The organism is Marinobacter sp. KMM 10035, from assembly GCF_046537445.1.
Lineage (GTDB): Bacteria > Pseudomonadota > Gammaproteobacteria > Pseudomonadales > Oleiphilaceae > Marinobacter > Marinobacter sediminicola.
The window spans coordinates 1,280,528-1,298,454 of record NZ_JBBVMG010000001.1 but is presented as its reverse complement, the minus strand read 5'-3'; the positions used below and the strand labels follow the sequence as shown (position 1 = coordinate 1,298,454).

Annotated in this window: 16 protein-coding genes; 8 read left to right on the top strand and 8 right to left on the bottom strand. The window is 55.3% G+C overall.

Features of this window, described 5'->3' with window-relative positions:
* Positions 1-68 precede the first annotated feature (68 nt).
* Genes AADB16_RS05795 through AADB16_RS05785 form a run of 3 tightly spaced genes read left to right on the top strand, consistent with a single transcriptional unit; the run spans position 69 to position 2,739 of the window.
* Positions 69-1,892 carry a nitric oxide reductase activation protein NorD gene (locus AADB16_RS05795; RefSeq protein WP_410801957.1) on the top strand — a complete coding sequence of 608 codons (1,824 nt, stop codon included), beginning with the start codon at positions 69-71 and terminating at the stop codon, positions 1,890-1,892.
* A gap of 10 nt (positions 1,893-1,902) precedes the next feature.
* Positions 1,903-2,487, top strand: a complete 585-nt coding sequence (locus AADB16_RS05790) for a cytochrome c oxidase subunit 3 (RefSeq protein WP_410801955.1) — start codon at positions 1,903-1,905, stop codon at positions 2,485-2,487.
* A 12-nt stretch (positions 2,488-2,499) separates the two neighbouring features.
* Positions 2,500-2,739: a cytochrome C oxidase subunit IV family protein gene (locus AADB16_RS05785; protein ID WP_410801953.1), complete on the top strand. Its 240-nt coding sequence runs from the start codon at positions 2,500-2,502 to the stop codon at positions 2,737-2,739.
* A 147-nt stretch (positions 2,740-2,886) separates the two neighbouring features.
* Here the strand turns inward: AADB16_RS05785 and AADB16_RS05780 are convergent, their stop codons facing one another.
* Entirely contained in the window at positions 2,887-3,261 is a 375-nt protein-coding gene (locus tag AADB16_RS05780) for a hypothetical protein (protein ID WP_410801951.1), read from the bottom strand.
* Positions 3,227-4,015 carry a CbbQ/NirQ/NorQ/GpvN family protein gene (locus AADB16_RS05775; protein WP_410801949.1) on the bottom strand — a complete coding sequence of 263 codons (789 nt, stop codon included), beginning with the start codon at positions 4,013-4,015 and terminating at the stop codon, positions 3,227-3,229. Before AADB16_RS05775 ends, AADB16_RS05780 begins: the two co-directional genes overlap by 35 nt.
* A gap of 332 nt (positions 4,016-4,347) precedes the next feature.
* On the opposite strand from AADB16_RS05775, the gene AADB16_RS05770 reads away from it, so the two are divergent.
* Both AADB16_RS05770 and AADB16_RS05765 read left to right on the top strand, forming a co-directional pair.
* On the top strand, positions 4,348-6,030 hold the full coding sequence (locus AADB16_RS05770) for a cytochrome D1 domain-containing protein (protein WP_410803595.1): 1,683 nt from the start codon (positions 4,348-4,350) through the stop codon (positions 6,028-6,030).
* 195 nt (positions 6,031-6,225) lie between these two features.
* Positions 6,226-8,193 (top strand): TonB-dependent receptor plug domain-containing protein, encoded by a 1,968-nt coding sequence (locus tag AADB16_RS05765; protein WP_410801947.1) that lies wholly within the window; start codon positions 6,226-6,228, stop codon positions 8,191-8,193.
* On the opposite strand, the gene AADB16_RS05760 is transcribed toward AADB16_RS05765, so the two are convergent.
* Positions 8,194-8,994 carry an energy transducer TonB gene (locus AADB16_RS05760; RefSeq protein WP_410801945.1) on the bottom strand — a complete coding sequence of 267 codons (801 nt, stop codon included), beginning with the start codon at positions 8,992-8,994 and terminating at the stop codon, positions 8,194-8,196.
* Entirely contained in the window at positions 8,991-9,128 is a 138-nt protein-coding gene (locus AADB16_RS05755; protein WP_410801943.1) for an ExbD/TolR family protein, read from the bottom strand. Before AADB16_RS05755 ends, AADB16_RS05760 begins: the two co-directional genes overlap by 4 nt.
* 275 nt (positions 9,129-9,403) lie before the next feature.
* On the opposite strand from AADB16_RS05755, the gene AADB16_RS05750 reads away from it, so the two are divergent.
* The 3 genes from AADB16_RS05750 (at position 9,404) to AADB16_RS05740 (ending at position 14,299) form a co-directional block, all read left to right on the top strand.
* Complete coding sequence (locus AADB16_RS05750) at positions 9,404-10,105, top strand: Crp/Fnr family transcriptional regulator (RefSeq protein WP_309043699.1); 702 nt, start codon at positions 9,404-9,406, stop codon at positions 10,103-10,105.
* A 92-nt stretch (positions 10,106-10,197) separates the two neighbouring features.
* Positions 10,198-10,863, top strand: a complete 666-nt coding sequence (gene trhA / locus AADB16_RS05745) for a PAQR family membrane homeostasis protein TrhA (RefSeq protein WP_410801941.1) — start codon at positions 10,198-10,200, stop codon at positions 10,861-10,863.
* A gap of 136 nt (positions 10,864-10,999) precedes the next feature.
* Positions 11,000-14,299 (top strand): carboxyl transferase domain-containing protein, encoded by a 3,300-nt coding sequence (locus AADB16_RS05740; protein WP_410801939.1) that lies wholly within the window; start codon positions 11,000-11,002, stop codon positions 14,297-14,299.
* Positions 14,300-14,435: 136 nt separating this feature from the next.
* On the opposite strand, the gene AADB16_RS05735 is transcribed toward AADB16_RS05740, so the two are convergent.
* From AADB16_RS05735 to AADB16_RS05720, 4 genes are read right to left on the bottom strand one after another with little or no spacing between them, the layout of a single operon-like run.
* Positions 14,436-15,455, bottom strand: a complete 1,020-nt coding sequence (locus AADB16_RS05735) for an AAA family ATPase (protein ID WP_410801937.1) — start codon at positions 15,453-15,455, stop codon at positions 14,436-14,438.
* The gene (pnuC, locus tag AADB16_RS05730) at positions 15,428-16,012 is read right to left on the bottom strand and encodes a nicotinamide riboside transporter PnuC (RefSeq protein WP_410801935.1); all 585 of its coding nucleotides are present in this window, start codon (positions 16,010-16,012) and stop codon (positions 15,428-15,430) included. The genes AADB16_RS05735 and pnuC overlap by 28 nt, the downstream gene beginning before the upstream one ends.
* Positions 16,009-17,352 carry a hypothetical protein gene (locus AADB16_RS05725; protein ID WP_410801933.1) on the bottom strand — a complete coding sequence of 448 codons (1,344 nt, stop codon included), beginning with the start codon at positions 17,350-17,352 and terminating at the stop codon, positions 16,009-16,011. The genes pnuC and AADB16_RS05725 overlap by 4 nt, the downstream gene beginning before the upstream one ends.
* A 2-nt stretch (positions 17,353-17,354) precedes the next feature.
* Positions 17,355-17,927 (bottom strand): hypothetical protein, encoded by a 573-nt coding sequence (locus tag AADB16_RS05720; protein WP_410801931.1) that lies wholly within the window; start codon positions 17,925-17,927, stop codon positions 17,355-17,357.

Genomic DNA, 17,927 nt, shown 5'->3' with positions numbered 1-17,927 from the left:
GCCGGAACTCGTTTCCGGCCCTGCTTTCCAGCAAACTCGTCCGTCCGCGGGCCTAAAAGGAACTCGAAATGGAAGAGTGGGTCGGCTACAAATGGCATGAGTACATCACTCGCCAGGCTCTGGGTGAGTTCCCCGAGCACGCCGTTTACCTGAAAGACGAAGCTCGCAGCCTGGGCATTGTATTCCGTGCCTTTGGAGGCGACCCGGCGCTCAGCCTGGTGACTGCAGAACCCCGACACTTTCGCCTGCGCCGTAAATTCTTGCACAAGCTTGCAGGAACACATCGTAAATTTGAGCTGGCATGGCGGGACGACCAAAACCTACGCCTGCCTGAAAAAGTTGCCCGATTCCCATCGAAGCAGTTAAACCGGGATCTCTACATCTGGCTGGCTGCACTTGCGGCCACCCCGGCCGCAGCGGACAGTGATTGGTTTACCGGCAACCAGGCTCTGGTACAGGATGTTCTCTCACGCTGGCCAGGCTTGGAAAATGTTTACCAGCGTCTGGTCAAGCATGTTCTGTACTGGCGCCCTGACCCGGACAGCCTGACCGACCCGGAAGCCATCCGCGAACAGGCTATCTGCCAGGCACTGATTCACCCGGGCAGTGTCCCTGCCCTGCCGCCTGCGGACACGGATCCCTGGCCTGTCATCCTCTGGCTCTACCCGGCTCTGGAGCAAGGAAAATCCAGCGGACAGGTAACCGGCGATGAAGACACTCAGTCCAGCCCGGGCGGCCTCACAAAAAAGAACAAGCGCAAGCAGGCAGAGCGGGTAGAAGCCTTTGACCGCAATCAGGGTTTGATGATCTTCCGGTTAGAAAGCCTGTTCTCCTGGACTGAGTTCATTCCGGTTGACCGGGCGGGGGATGATACCGACGAAGAAGATGCAGAAGCCGTGGCAGATGACATGGACATGATCTCCGTATCCAACGACCGCAAAGAAACGTCATCAGCTATCAAATTTGATTTGGATCTACCCTCAGAAGAGCATGATGACCTGCACCTCGGCCCAGGCATTCACTTGCCAGAGTGGGACTGGCGCAGCCAAAGCTACCGCGAGGCCTTCTGCTGCCTTCAGCCACTGCTCGCAAAGGACGCTGTGCCCGCAGAGCTTCCCGAGGCACTACGGCGATCTGCCAAGCGTCTGCAACGGCAGTTCAGCGCGCTTAAGCCACTCAAACAGTGGCAAAAACGGCAATTGGACGGCGACGAGCTGGATCTTGACGCTTGCCTCGAACGGGAAGTACAACACCGGCGCGGCCGGGGCATTATCGACCAAAAGCTGTTCCGCCGCTGCCAGCAAAGCCAGCGCGACCTTGCCTGCCTGGTACTGGCGGATATATCGCTATCGACCGAAACCTACATTAACAACCATCAGCGTGTTATCGACGTTGCCCGTGACGGCCTGCAACTGCTCAGTGAAGCCTTGCAGGCAAGTCGCGATCCCTTTGCCCTGTTCGCGTTTTCATCCCGGCGCCGCGACCATGTACGGTTTCACCATCTAAAAAGCTTCGACGAGCCCTATACCAGCACCATTCGGGGCCGGATACAGGCTTTGGAACCGGGCTTTTATACCCGCATGGGTGCCGCCATTCGCCAGGCAACAAAATTGCTGGAGACGCGCCATGAGCATCAAAAAATCCTGTTGCTGCTGACCGACGGTAAGCCTAACGATCTGGATATCTACGAGGGCCGCTACGGCGTGGAAGATACACGCATGGCAGTGCAGGAAGCACAGAAAGCCGGGCTGACCCCCTTCTGCGTCACCATTGATGACGAGGCTAGCGAATACCTGCCCTATGTATTCGGCAGCAGCAACTTCGTGGTCATCCGCGACCCGGCACAGTTGCCCTTGCAGCTACCGAAACTCTACCTGAATCTCACGCAATGACAGGAGCGATATGACTCACTTTAACCTTGCTCCAGAAACCGATACTCGCCAGCTTCCCGGTGACATCGCCGTATGGATCTTCATTTTCGCCGAGTTGGCGGTATTCGGCATTATGTTCATCGGCTTTGCCGTTGCCCGCAGTATGGACCCAGCCACCTTCCACGCTGGCCGCGAAGTGCTGCACCCATTAATCGGGCTGCTGAATACTGCTGCGCTGATCACCGCCAGCTATTTCGTCGCAACGGCTGTCCATCAGCTCCGTAACAGGCACTCGGGTGTGCAATGGCGGCTGTGGCTGGCAATTTCGGTTTCCTGCATTTACACCGTGGGCAAAATGTACGAATACGTGAACCTGTACAGCCAGGGCTACAACCTGGGTACAGACACGTTTTTCATGTTCTACTTTTTTCTGACGTTTTTTCACTTCATGCACGTCATTCTGGGGCAGGTCATTCTGGTTATTCTTGCGGTTAAAGTCGGCAACGGTGACTACGACGGTTCGGATATGAACGGCATGGAGTCTGGCGCTTCATACTGGCACATGGTGGATCTGGTGTGGCTGGTGTTGTTTCCGATGATTTACGTACTGGCCTAGGGAGGGCTTGGGATGCTGACTGTCTATTTTGCTTTAATGATTTGCACGGCCTTGCCGGTGATCGCTCTAAAGGCCGGTATCGGGCCTGAGTTTCTGGCCTGGCTGGTTTTCGGAATGGTGATTGTGAAAGCCATGCTCCTGGTAGATCACTTCATGGAGATGAAGAATGCACCACGCGGGTGGAGGATGATTGCCCAGTCCTGGGCGCCGGTGGTGATTGTTGCAATTGCGGGGTTTCATACGATCACATGATGAGAGTCAGCCCTCCAAGCTTTGATCAAACACCGTGCAGGGCGTCAGGGAAGACAGCTTTCCAAAACACGCTGTGAATACGTCCGTGTACGCTTGGCTCCGCACAGTTTTGGAAAGCTGTCTTCCCTGACGCCATCAACATTGGAGTTAGAGCCATTTCTCCGGGAAATAAGGCATCTTCTCAGACATAGCCTGCGCTAGGGAAATCATTCCCCACAATACAAACCCTGTGTGAAGCGCGATTGCCCATACCAGAGCAAATGTACCGAAGTGGCCCACATCGCCGATGAACACCCAGCTTAGAGCTATCCCGGTACTGATCAGAATAAAGCCCAGCAGCGACATGAACATAGCGGCACGGGTATGAGCCCTGCGAAGTCCATTCGTTTCTGAACTGTTCATAAACAGCCAGAGCAAAGCCAGGAAACCAATTACCGGCGTTGCCAACAAGTTCAGCAAATACCAGACAACGGGAACAATCGCTCCGCTAGCGGGTTTCTTCTGGGCGCCCGAATACTGCATATACCACCTCCATCAATGAAATAACGGTTGCTTCGTCGTCTGACAATGGTTCGATCATGCCTGCGCGGCAGGCTTCCGCCGCTGGCAGGCCAGCGCGAATCAATAGCGCTGTATGTATCAGCAGCCGGGTTGATGCAGCTTCTTCCAGATCGTGATCTTTCAGGTTGCGCAAGGCTGTCGCAAGATTCACCAACTGCTTGGCAAGATCACGGTCGCATCCGGATTCTTCCGTCACGATGGTTTGCTCCGCCTCCTCAGAGGGGTAATCAAACCTCAGTGATACGAATCTCTGGCGCGTACTGGGCTTCATGCCCTTGAGCAGGCTCTGGTAGCCCGGGTTGTAGGAGACCACCAGCATAAAGCCGGGCGCAGCGGTAAGCAGCTCACCGGTACGTTCTATGGGCAGCTCCCGGCGGTCGTCTGCCAGCGGGTGCAGTACCACGGTTGTGTCCTTTCGGGCTTCGACCACTTCGTCGAGGTAGCAAATACCGCCTTCGCGTACGGCTCGGGTCAAGGGGCCGTCTTGCCAATAGGTGCCTTCGGGGCCTATCAGGTGCCGACCAACCAGATCAGCCGCCGTCAGGTCGTCGTGGCAGGCAACGGTGTAAACGGGACGATTGAGTTTCTCCGCTATATAGCGCACAAACCGGGTTTTACCGCAGCCTGTGGGGCCTTTGATAAGAACCGGCAGGCCGTTATCGGCTGCTGCCTGGAACAGCTCTATTTCATTACCAACTGGCTGGTAAAACGTCATGTATCACAACCCTCTGTTACTGACTATCAGTTCTGGCAAAGCCGCAAACCCATTCAGGAAAACTGCAAGCACCTGTTTTTCATTCATTCGGCGCAGCGATAGGCATAGATTCTACCGCCCTTTAAATGCATTCATAATACTGGTTAAAAACGCTCTCTACTACAACAACTCTTTGGTTATACCCATGGGTGGGTACCCATTAATCAAATGGCATACATCTGATTTTAATCAATGTTCATCAGACTAAAGAAGAGAAATCTAATAGCACTCTAATTCAAGGAGATAGCCTGATGAGAGCAAACAATCCACTATTAAAACCACTGGTGCTTGCCATGTCTGTCGCGTCTTTTGGCGTGATGAATGCAAGCGCTGCAACTACCCATCCCGATTCCACAGAAGCTGCATACGAAGGCACCCCAAGCCCCATTGACTCGGAGTCGGCCAAGATCGTCCGCTCCCCAGGAGCCCCCGATCTCTCTGACGCTGAATTTGAAAAATCCAAAAAGATTTTCTTCGAACGCTGCGCAGGTTGTCACGGGGTACTGCGTAAAGGTGCCACTGGCTCGGCACTGACGCCAGACGTTACCCAGGAGCGGGGTATCGACTACCTCAAAATGTTCATCACCTACGGCTCACCAGCCGGCATGCCGAACTGGGGCACTTCGGGTGAGCTCAGTGAAGCCGAAGTCGAGATGATGGCGAAGTACCTGATGCACGAGCCACCCGCGCCCCCAGAGTGGGGCCTGGCCGACATGAAAAACACTTGGGAAGTGCTTATAGCGCCTGAAGATCGCCCCAATAAACAGATGAACAACCTGGATCTTCAAAACCTGTTCAGCGTCACTCTGCGGGATGCCGGTGAGATTGCCCTGATTGATGGCGACACCAAAGAAATCGTGGAAATTATCAAAACCGGTTATGCGGTACACATTTCCCGCATGTCGGCCTCTGGCCGCTACCTGTTTGTTATTGGCCGCGATGCGCTGATCAACATGGTCGATCTGTGGATGGAGCATCCTGACACCGTTGCCAAGATCAAGATTGGCCTGGAAGCTCGCTCGGTCGAAACCTCCAAGTACAAAGGTTATGAAGACGAGTACGCCATTGCCGGTGCCTACTGGCCACCGCAGTTTGTAATTATGGATGGCCAAACCCTGGAGCCTAAAAAGATCGTGGCCACCCGGGGCATGACCGTGGGCACCCAGGAGTATCATCCCGAGCCTCGGGTTGCCGCTATTGTGGCATCCCATGCGCACCCCGAGTTCATTGTTAACATCAAAGAAACCGGCAAGATCATGCTGGTCAATTACGAAAACCTCGACAGCTTGAGTACCACCACCATTGATGCTGCCCGATTCCTGCACGATGGCGGCTGGGACAGCAGCATGCGCTACTTCATGACTGCCGCAAACCAGTCCGACAAGATTGCCGTTGTTGACTCCAAAGATCGTGATCTGGAAGCCCTGGTGGATGTAGGGAAAATCCCTCACCCTGGCCGTGGCGCCAACTTTGTAGATCCTGAGCATGGCCCGGTTTGGGCAACCAGCCACCTGGGCGACCCCACCATCCAGATGATTGGTACCGATCCCGAAGGACATCCGGATAAAGCCTGGAAAGTCGTTCGCACCCTCAACGGTCAGGGCGGCGGCTCACTGTTCATCAAAACTCACCCCAAGTCTAAGAACCTGTACGTTGATACGGCGCTAAACCCTGCAGAATCCGTCAGCCAGAGCGTTGCGGTGTATGACATCGACAACCTCGAAGGCGGCTACGAAGTACTGCCGATTGCAGAGTGGGCGAACCTGGGCGAAGGCCCCAAGCGTGTCGTTCAGCCAGAATATAACGTGGCAGGTGACGAGGTTTGGTTCTCTGTATGGAATGGCAAAGAGCAGAGGTCAGCCATTGTGGTGGTGGATGACAAAACCCGCAAACTGCTGAAGGTTATCGACGACGAACGTCTGGTCACTCCGACTGGCAAGTTCAACGTTTATAACACCCAGCACGACGTCTACTAGAAAACGTTAAGCAGGCGCAAGCCTGCTGGCGAACGTGGCGGCTCCAGAACAGTATCTGAATATGGTAGCCGCCCGCATTAACCGTCCTCCGGCCCTCAGTATTGGCCTTGCCAACTGAGTTTGCGACCAGGCATTAGGAATAGCGAGTTGAGCTTCAAAACCATATCTTTCGTCTTGAGTAACTTGGTGCGACCCGTGACCAACAACCATTCAGGCCTTTTGTGCCTTGCTGCAGTTCTGTTGCCAGCCCCCGCTTTGTGGGCACAAGAGGCTGTTGAATCCCTACCGTCAGAGGCCATTACATTAGATACCATTTCGGTAACGGCCACGTTATCACCCGTTGACACGCGCTTGGCACCGGCTTCCGGCTCCGTAATTTCCCGTGAAGAATTGGACGCGCGCCATGCCGATTCCCTTCCGTCTGCAGTTGCTGGCGAGCCCGGAGTTGCCTTCACGCAGGGTGGTGGCATAGGGCGCAAATCCATTTCCTTGCGCGGCATGGATAGCAAGCACGTGCTCACACTCATAGATGGGGGACGTATTCCTGCCAGTGATGATGTATTCGGCCACGCCGACTACCAATACGGCTGGGTCCCTATGTCGGCGGTAGAGCGCATCGAGATCATCCGTGGCCCTATGTCTACGCTCTACGGCTCCGACGCTCTGGGCGGCGTCATCAATACGATTACCCGCAAGCCTGGCAAGGAATGGGAAACCAACCTGTTGCTGCGTGGTTCAACGCTGGCAAACAGTGAAGCCAGTGATGACAGTGTGAACGGCGGACTGACATCCATATACACCTCGGGCCTTGTTACCGAGCGCCTGGGACTGCGCTTTACCGGGGAGACGTCGCGCCAGGACAGAACGCAGAATCCGGCAGACAACCGCCAGAGTGAACTCGAAGGCAGCAAGGCCAATCGCGGCAGCGTTGCGGCTTTCCTGGAGCTTACGCCTGAGCAAACACTGGAACTGCAATTCTCGATGAGTAACGAGGAACGCGAATTTGACGCCCAAGCAGGAAGCAGACCACCCGCACCACCGGTTTATTATGAGAATCGTTACGAGGTGGATCGATCCGGGTTCGGTTTAACCTGGAACGGTGAGTTTACCAACTGGGTGAGCCAGGTGCGGGCCTACCGCAGCAACGTCGAGGTTAGCAATGAGCGCACAGCCGGCATAGCCGCCACAGACCCGCAAACGCTTACCGATGAAATTATCGATGCCCATACCAGCCGCGCCCTTGGTAACCACTGGCTAACGGTGGGCGCCGAAGTACGGCATGAAACTCTTGAAAATACCGAGCTTGAGGGTGGCGAAAGCGACGCTGATCATACCGCTGTCTTTTTGCAGGATGAGGTCGCTCTGACCGGGCAACTGCTGCTGACGGCAGGCCTGCGTTACGATCACCAGGAAGACTATGGCAGCGAAGCCAGCCCGCGCGCCTATCTGGTTTGGGAAGCAACACCACAGCTTATCGTTAAGGGCGGATATGGCCGCGGATTCCGTGCGCCAACGTTGAAGCAAAGTTCACCGAGCTATGAAAGTACACCGGTGCCCTTTTTCAAATTTATAGGCAATAGCGATATCAAGCCGGAAAAAATCGATTCTTATGAATTATCGATCGATTGGCAGGGCGAAGCTATAGGTCTCAATGCTACTGTGTTTCATAGCGAAGCAAGCGACCTGATTATCAACAAGCCAATTGTTATAGCCAGACCGCCACAAACATCTGTATTTCAGTTCGCCAACGTTGACGAAGCCCGCCTTACAGGACTGGAAGCCGGGTTTTCCTGGCAACTCCACCCTGTTGTTGCCTGGCAGAACAATTTCGGCTGGCTCAGAACCAAAGACCTGGGTACCGGGGATGAACTGGAGTACCGGCCACGTAGAACCTTTAACTCGTTTTTGAACTGGCAAGCAACCGCTAGTCTATCGGCCCGCTTGAACGCAGAGTACACCGGCAGCCAATACCGTGCCGACACCGACGACCTGCCCGCCTACACACTTTGGAACGCCAGCGTGGCCAAAGACTTCGGCGAAGATGTCACCTTGCGCGCGGGCATTGACAACATTGGGGATGAGCACCTGGCAGACAAGTCGCCGAACTATCGCCATGTTGAAAGGGGTCGGACGGTTTACGTGAGTACTCAGCTAAATTTCTGATTACCGTAGTTTGAATTCAACTGGAATGGTCATGCGAACCTCCTGCCCCGGTAAATCAACCGGGAACCGGGGCAGAGGTTCCGCCCGCTGCAGCATTTCCTCGACCGCACGGTTCAATTCAGCGTGCTCTGAAGGCCCGGTAATTTCAGATGTTCTGACACTGCCATCACGGGCAACCACAAAGCTCAGGGTGACCACCGCTTCTTGCCGCATACGCCGGGCCCGCATGGGGTAGTGCTTATGGCGTGCCAGATGCGCTGCCACTTCTGCATGCCATAATTTGCGCGCATCAGCGGCTTTGGCCCCGGCCCCCGCAGCACTGCCACCTGCGCTGTCACCTCCAGACCTTGCGTCCTCAGGGCCTGAGCTCACGCCAGCTCCAGCGCTGGGGATTGCCGGGCTGACCTCGGCACCTATCGGCTTGTCTGAAACCTCGGCTGAGGCTTGCGCGGGCTTCCGTTTGGGCTCTGGTTTTGGCTCTGGCGCCGGCACAGGTCTGGTTTTCAGTACAGGCTCAGGCAAAGATTCAGGTTTGGGCTCGGGTTCGGGTTCTGACTCTAGTGCGGATTCAGGCTCGACTTTGGAGGCCCGCTCAGCCGGTGGTGCCACATCCGCCTGCGGCTCCTTATCTTCTCCGCTGGCCTGCGCCCCTTCCCCCAGCATACTCAGCTCCACCTCAATGCCATAGTGACCAGGCAAGCCTGCGCCTTGATCAGGCTTAAGAACTAACACCGAAAACGCCAATGCGTGCAACGCCACAGAGGTAACAAAGGCCACAGCCCAGTGTCGATGACAAATCATGGCACCACATCACTTACGGCAATACGCCCCGCGATCATAAAAAACATGAGTAGAAGGAAGATAATGTTGATCAGCGGCACCAGATTGTCATTACTACTGAAGTCGCGCCGGGCTATCGGCGGAGAAATTCTCATAAGGTGTTTCCGATGCGCTCAATTCAACGAGCAACACCCGCCAGGGATACCCGCCTTGTGCTGCCTGCCGGCCGTTACATTTCAACAAATTGTGATCGTTCAAATTGCGTATCACAACCGCGAACGCCACACGAAATCCATCTTAACCGCCTGACCAGAATTCACCAGCCACTAAGTCATTATCGAGTGAATGAAAAAGCCTTAATGATTTAAGTCATTTCCTGTAGCATCTCTCTGCTAGGATAATTGACACATATTCCAATGGCGACTACGCAATGACCCGCAGCACCACCCCAGAACTGTCTTCCTCCCCCTGCATGCTCGGAGAAAACAACCCGGACATCATCGAGTACGGGACAGCGCCACAGTCAATGGCCTTGCTCAACGGGCTGAGCCGCGTATTTGGAATACGCCTGACCGAAAAGCAAGACACCCCGGAAGCACGGTTTTTAAGCGACCTGACGCGACTGTTTCACCAACGCCGGGTCGATGCCGAAGCGGATATGGAAAAACACGACACCCCTTGGGCCAATGTATACCTGATTCAGCACGGCATCATGCGGCTGTTCCGGGAATCACCCAGTGGCAAGGTGGCAATACACCACTTCTTTACCGAAGGCGATATGGTGTGGCCGGTGTTTGGCCGCAGCCGCACGGTACGCAACACTCTTTGCCTCACCACGGTCACACCCGCCACCGTATGGGTCGCCGACTTCGCGGCTTTCCGCGCCGCAATTCATTCTCACGGTGATGGCATCTGGCCCAAGTTTGCCATGGCGCTCACCGAAGAGTTGGCAGAACTTACCAGCATGCGGGAGTTTCGTAAGCACACCATGTCGGCCAAAGAACGCTATCAATTGCTGCTTGAAGAGTACCCCGAGCTGGTAAAACGTGTGCCAGACAACCAGCTTGCCTCATGGCTGGGCGTGGTGCCTGCAACCTTTTCCCGGCTCAAAACCGGCGCGATAAAGTACTGAGGAATAGCTCGCAAAACTGCTACCGTTAGTCATTGCGTACACGTGTACGCTGAAGTACCGTGTTGCCACGATAAAACACGGACTTTATCCCAATGGCTGCATTACAACCTTCTTCCAAATCAGTGCACTCGCGAATAGAAGAACTTCTGAACAGCGTCACCCACGGCATAGGCGCACTGCTAAGCGTAATCGGAACCATCGCGTTAATTGTTGGCGCCACGCAGTTAAACGACACCTGGAAAATCGTCAGTTTCAGTATATTTGGCGCATCTCTGATTCTGCTGTACATGGCCTCCGCGTTGTATCACGGCTCACGCCGGCCTGAACTTAAAAAAGCCTTCAAAACTCTCGACCATTGCGCCATATTTCTGCTGATTGCCGGTACCTATACCCCATTCCTGCTGGTAAACATGCGCGGCACCGTGGGCTGGACGCTCTTTGCAATAATCTGGTCGCTTGCTATAACGGGTGTCGTCTTGAAAGTTATCTTCGCCAATCGCTTCAAACTGGCACGGGTGGGTATCTATATAGCCATGGGCTGGCTCATCACGTTTGCCTCCTCAGATCTGGTGGCAAGCCTGAACGAAACCGCGCTCACCCTCACGATTGCTGGCGGTATCGTTTACACCGCCGGCGTTGCCTTTTACCTGGCCGACCGCATTCCCTACATGCACGCGGTTTGGCACCTGTTCGTAATCGGCGGCAGTGCCTGCCATTTCAGTGCCATTTATTATGGTGTCCTTCCTTACGCTACATGATGGCAGCGATTAATAAGCGTGCTACCCTTCTGATGTATTGAATCCACATTCATTTATGCTGGCTATTTCCAGGCCCAGACAATCCTGGGCAACCGCATAATCACGGAACAAGATAATCAGAACAAAAGGTGCGTGAGTGAAATTCAACAAGCTACTGATCGCCAACCGCGGCGAAATCGCCATTCGAATCGCCAGAGCAGCCGGAGATATGGGGCTGGAGTGTGTTGCGGTCTACTCTGAAGACGATAGCCAATCCCTGCATATCCAACACGCGGCTCAGGCTATAAAGCTTCCCGGTAAAGGTGCTCAGGCCTATCTGGATATTGAGGCGATCATAGCGGCCGCGATTGAGGCAGGTGCCGATGCCCTGCACCCAGGGTACGGTTTTTTAAGCGAGAATCCGGAATTGTCTCGCCGCTGCCTGCAGCAAGGCATCACGTTTATCGGCCCCGATGCCAACACGCTTGAACAGCTTGGGGATAAGGCTGCAGCACGGCAGCTCGCACAGAAGTGTGGCGTGCCCATTACGCCCGGCACCCAAGGCCGCACCTCCCTCGACGAGGTTAAAGCGTTCATTGCCAACCAGAGTGGCAATGCCTCAGCTGTAATTAAGGCGATATCCGGCGGCGGTGGCCGGGGCATGCGAATTGTTCAGCCAGGCGATGATATTGAAGCCAATTTCCACGCCTGTGCCCGTGAAGCCAAGGCGGCTTTCGACGACGACAATCTATACGTTGAACAGCTCATTGAGCGAGCTCGCCATATCGAAGTTCAGGTGTTGGGCGATGGCCTTGGAAACGCCGTACACATGTGGGAGCGTGAGTGCAGCCTTCAGCGGCGCAACCAGAAGCTGATTGAAATAGCCCCCAGCCCCACGCTCTCCGAAGCTACCCGGAACCGACTTCTGGAAGCGGCATTACGCCTGGCAAAGGAGGTAAACTACGCAGGCCTTGGTACCTTTGAGTTTCTGGTGGATGCAAACGGCTCTGACTTCTACTTCATGGAGGCCAACCCCCGGCTTCAGGTAGAACACACCATTACTGAAGAAATCACCGGAATTGATCTGGTTCAGGCGCAGATTGCTGTGTTTGGCGGTGCCACGCTTCAGAGTCTTCAGCTACAACAAGCCGATATCCCTGCACCAAACGGTTTTGCCATTCAGTGTCGTATCAACATGGAGTCCCTGGACGCCAGTGGAGCCACCCGCCCAAGCGGCGGCACGCTGAGTGTATTCGAACCGCCTGGTGGCCCGGGTGTGCGGGTCGATACATACGGCTACAACGGGTACACCACCAACCCTAATTTCGACTCCCTGTTAGCCAAGGTTATCGTGCACAGCCGCTCACAGGATTACGCCCAATCGGTAAGAAAAGCCTACCGGGCACTGTGCCAGTTCCGGGTTGAAGGTGTCAGAACAAACATCAGCTTCTTGCAGGCTTTGCTGTCCCAATCCGATGTTGCAGATAACAGTGTGTATACCCGCTATGTGGACGACCACATGGCGGCACTGGTTGCCAACTGCGAGCAGGAGCATCCTCGCCTGTTTTCCACCACAGGACCTGCACAAAAAACCGATAACACCAAGCCCGGAACAGAGGCTCCGGAAGGTACAGAGGCTGCCTTGGCTCCCATGCAAGGGCAATTGATCAAAGCTCTGGTGGCGGTAGGGGAAAGCGTACACAAAGGCCAAACCCTCGCCATTATTGAAGCCATGAAAATGGAGCATGAGATACAAGCCTCCGTTGCAGGCAGTGTTCATAGTCTTCCACTTGAACATGGCGACTACGTGAGCGAAGGCCAGGCGATTGCCTATATCGAGCCTGGCGAGGGCACCAAAAACATAGAGACGGCGGAGAAAGTGGTCGACCTGAACCACATACGCCCGGATCTGGCAGAGTCCTTCGAACGCCACCGGTTGACTCAGGATGAAGCCCGCCCGGAGGTAATGGCCAAGCGCCACAAGCGGGGCATGCTGTCGGCACGGGAAAACGTTGCCAATATCTGCGACCCGTGCAGCTTCATGGAATACGGCGCCCTCACCTTCGCCGCCCAGCGCAAGCGTCGGTCAGCAGAGGAGTTGATGCAATCCACACCGGCCGACGGTTTGGTAACGGGCGTGGGCGCGGTGAACGGTGACAGTTTCAGCGAAGACCAGGCTCGCTGCGCAGTGCTGGCGTACGATTACAATGTGCTTGCCGGCACCCAAGGCACCATGAACCACCGCAAGACTGACCGGATTCTGCATGTGGCGGAAGAGCAACATCTGCCGGTCATTTTCTTCACAGAAGGTGGTGGCGGACGACCCGGTGATACCGATGACGCAACCCTGATCGCTGGCCTGCACACCCCCAGCTTTCTGCAATACGCAAGGTTAAGCGCTTTGGCGCCACGCATTGCCATAGTGTCTGGCCGCTGCTTTGCCGGGAACGCGGTGTTCGCCGGTTCCAGTGATCTGTTGATCGCCACCCGCAACGCCAGTTTAGGCATGGCAGGCCCTGCAATGATTGAAGGTGGTGGCTTGGGTGTATTTGCGCCAGAAGATGTTGGCCCCATGTCGGTACAGGTGGCCAATGGTGTAGTGGACTGCCTGGTCGAGAATGAGCAAGAGGCCGCTCAGATAGCCCGCAAGCTCATGTCCTATTTCCAGGGTGCCACCGCTGATTGGCAATGCGACGACCAACGCCTGTTACGTTCAAGCATTCCGGAAAACCGCCTGCGCTCCTACGACATTCGTGCATTGATTCGCACCTTGGCCGACACCGGCAGCTACCTTGAGCTAAGGCCAGATTTCGCCTCAGGCATGGTCACCGCCTTTGCCCGTATTGAAGGCCGCCCCGTCGGAATCATTGCCAACGATCCAAGACACCTTGGCGGCGCCATTGATGCCAAGGGTTCAGACAAAGCCGCACGGTTCATGCAGCTGTGCGATGCCTTTGATGTGCCACTGGTAAGCTTGTGCGACACCCCGGGGTTCATGGTCGGACCAGAGGCTGAGAGATCCGGATTGGTTCGCCACACCAGCCGCCTGTTTGTGACTGCTGCCAGCCTGCAGATTCCTGTGTTCACCCTTGTGCTGCGCAAAGGCTATGGGCTTGGTGCCATGGGTATGGCCGCGGGCTCCTTCCACAATCCTTTCTTCACCGTGGCCTGGCCCACCGGAGAGTTTGGCGGCATGGGGCTCGAAGGTGCTGTTCGCTTGGGCTACAAGAATGAGCTTGCGAAAGCGGGTGACGAAGCTGCACAAAAAGCGCTTTTCGAAAAACTGGTGGCCAAGCACTACGAGCAAGGCAAAGCCTTGAACATGGCGGTTTCGCTGGAGATTGACGCGGTGATTGATCCGCTTGAAACCCGAAGCTGGATTATCCGGGGGCTCAAGTCTGCGAAGAAAGTTGGGCCAAGGCGGGGTCGTCGCAGACCTATGATCGATACCTGGTAAGCAGATTATTTCAAGAACAAGGAAAGCCACAACGGCACACACCTAAGATGCCTAAGCAAGCGCCTTCTGCAGATAAACCGTTCAGGTATTTAATGCCCGCTATGGGGTTCACATTGTATTGGCTGCGACCGCGTTTTTATATGTTGTGGGACCTGAGGCTTTGCTTGCGCCACTCAATCGGCCCGTTTAACACCTGGTGAGCCATGTTTTGTCGTGTCAGCTCCGAGTGGTATAAAGCCTGTTGTTGCAGGCGAAAAGACTCTGGGCTACGTGTGCCATCCTGAATCATTGGAAAGTCAGCTGCGCACAACCATAAGGCGTGATAGGGACGCTCTGCGAGCGCCACCAGTTCTGCCGGAGGTGGCTCATCAAACATCAGCTTATGATAGATCAGTGTGGTCAGGGGTGTTGTGTCGCAAACAACCGCGGTCTTGCCAGCAAACAGCGCACCTTCTACGGCCCGGTTCTCGTTTTCCACCTGAGTGCGAGCTATGGTCAGCAGATCGGCCGATGTCAGAACACCACCACAGTCATGCCAATGCTGACGCCCAAACTCCGGGACCCAAACCCCGTCATGTTCCTGGGCCAGCCACTGGCTGAGCGTCGTTTTGCCAGTCGATTCAGCACCTACCAGCGCGATTCTCTGGCAATTCTGGGCGGCATACACCTCGCTATCCACCCAGCTGGCATCGGGGCAATCGCGCAACTTTGAGCCACTGACGGGATAGGAGCTCCGATCCCGGTCAACCAGGACAGACGAGACAGGGCGCCGCCAGTGCGCAGCAAGATAATCAGCGAAGCCCTGACCATAGTCCTCACTGCTGAAAACTGCGTCCACGGGCAAACCGAAACAGCGGTCAGTCAGGTCCGCACAGAACTGACGCTGGCACGCTTCACTGGCGGTGTTTAGCGGCATTTCAAGCCCAAGAGTTAGTGCATCGACAGCATCAACAACCAGGCACTGGCTGTCCGGAAAATAACGGTTTAACCAGCGCCGACGCAGATCTGCAGTGCATCCTGGAAATTCCGGCCTTGAGTAACTAATGATCAGTAACCGCTCACAAGCCGCCTGGGCGCTGGCAAGCAAGTAACGATGGCCCAGATGCAGGGGCGAGAATTTACCGACAACTAGGCCGGTTCGGAAACGCTTTGACATGATGTCCTTAACTCTTGATGCCAGCGCCACAGGCCATAACAGGCATTTAGCCAGAAGCAGGCATAAACCAACGATGTCAATGTCAGACCACGGGAGGCATAGAGCGGGACGGCAATGGTGTTGACTAGCAGCCAGAACCACCAGGTTTCCAGGCGCCGCTTCATCAACAGGAGTTGCGCCACAACACTGAAGGTGAGAACACCCGAATCCGCAAAAGGCGCGAATGCATCCGTGTTTAGATACAACAGGTAACCGTAACCAAGCATGGTGGCAACCGCGACCAGAACGAACAAGCCAACGAGCTGCCAGGAGGTGCGCTGAATTTCAGCCGCTGGAGCACCCCGTTGCCACTGCTGCCAGCCAATCAGGCTGGTTCCGATATAGAACATCATCAAAGTAGCATCTGCGTAGAGCTGGACCTTATAGAACAGCATTGCAAACAGCACGCAGCCAATGACTCCGAGCGTCCAGGTATGGCGGTGATTGCGGGCGGCCAAAAATACACTGCTTAAAAAAAATCCATTGGCGCTATATTCGAGTAAGGTCAGGCCAGTCATCCGTCATGGGCTCCTGAATAGTCACTGGTGTATTGAATGAGTTTTTCTGTCGCACCCCGGTAACCTGCAATACATACCGGATAACCGGGGCCGAATGCCTGAACCAGTGCGCTTTCCAGGGCTGTCTGATCTACCTCGCCCTCCACACGCAACGTCAGGCCACCCCTTTGATCCTGATGCAGTTGATATTGTGCCAGCCCAAAGGGCTGCAACAGATGTGTGATATCAACGTTGTTAAGCCAACCATCAGCTGTTTTGTAGCGCACAGGGGGGCGGCCATCCAACTGCTGCAGATAACACCGCCCCTGCTCGTCACGCACCAGGCAAGCATAATCCCCGGTGCGATAACGCAGCAGCGGCAAGCAGTGGTTAAACCCACCGGTCAGTGTAATTTCTCCTCGATTCTGCGGGCCCGCCGGCTGATCATTTCTGTTCAGAACATCAACCTGCATGGTCGGCTGCACAAGGCGCAGGCCCCGGCCGCTGCCATCATCGGCGGCAATGGGCCCGGCTTCGTTCATCGAATACACATTGATTACCGGGCATCCGAAGCGCCGAATCAGCCGGTCTTTCAGGCCTTGCAGTAATGTCATGGAGGTGGACAGGATGGCGACTGGTTTATGCTCGAACTCCATACCTAGCAAAGTGCTCAGGCTGCGTGGGTCACCCGTCATAAGCAACGGCTTACAGGCATCAATGTAGCGACCCCGGGCGCACGGCTCTGGCCAATCGGCCGGGTTCAGATTGATTTTAAGCAGAGTTTTGTCGTGCCAGTATGGTAATACCGAGGCATAGGTAAAACAGCGTTGCTGGTCGCCCACCAGCATGACACCCGTATCGCCCTGAAGCGATTGCAGGTCAATACCGTGCCAACCGAGTATCCGTTCGTGAAAGCAATGGTAGCGCGCTGCAACCAGAGGAAGTGATGGAACCGTGAGTGGGTGCCCGGTAGTGCCACTGGTTTCATAGGCAATGAGCTGTCCCACTTCAATGTCATCAGGTACAAATGCCGCGATGTTTCGGCTCAGGTCACTACGATTTGTGCATGGAAAGTCATCAAGATTGAGATGCCAGGGGTAATTGCGGTAATGCGGAACTTTCTGCCGGCAACGAGACAGAAAAGAGGCCAGCCATGGTTGCCCGGGGCTTTGGTAAGCGGCTTTATCAGCCAATAATTGCCGAATGTTCTGAGCGCTTAACCGGTGGCCGCTCCGGCCTGTAAAGTAAGGGGCATCCGGGTGCTCAATACACTGGCGCAAGCGTCTTGCTGCCCGGCCGTTTAGCCCAGGCAGTCGTTCGCTATCGAGCCAGGGTGCTGGAATGCTATGGCGCACGCTCATAATTACTCGCGCGTGTACTTGTCAGCCGCTTCGCGAGCACGCTTTTCGGCCAGGGCTTGGCGAATGGCCTCCGCCCTCTCTTCAGCGGCCCGTGATGCGGCTATAACCCGGGCGCGCTCACTTGAACTGACCATAAGCAAACGGTCCCTGGCCTGAGTATCGGTTTCATCCTGTGGCTTCAAGCGGAGCCCATTCAGAGTCAGCCGAATGAGCTCTTCGCGCTGATCTTCGTCCTGAAGGTCCGGGTAGGCGCCGGCCATCAGAGTATCGGCGAAAAGCAACAAGCCAACCAACTCTGCCGCGTTCAGAACGGGTTTCTGGAAGACTGGATCAGTCAACAGCCAGAGCATCAGGATGAGCGTGGATGGCCGCCTGGCGGGAATCGCATCAGGCTGGCATTGCGGCAATCTGGCGAGTGGTGCCAACTCCGCACCTGTCACTTCAGGGCTAAGGAGATAGACCAGATCGTGCATCAAAGCGAGCAAATCCTGCCCCTGAGGCGCGGAACCTTCAGGATAGGCCAAGAGGCGCTGATGCAAACGATGCATGGCCGGACCTGTCTGCAAATTGGACAT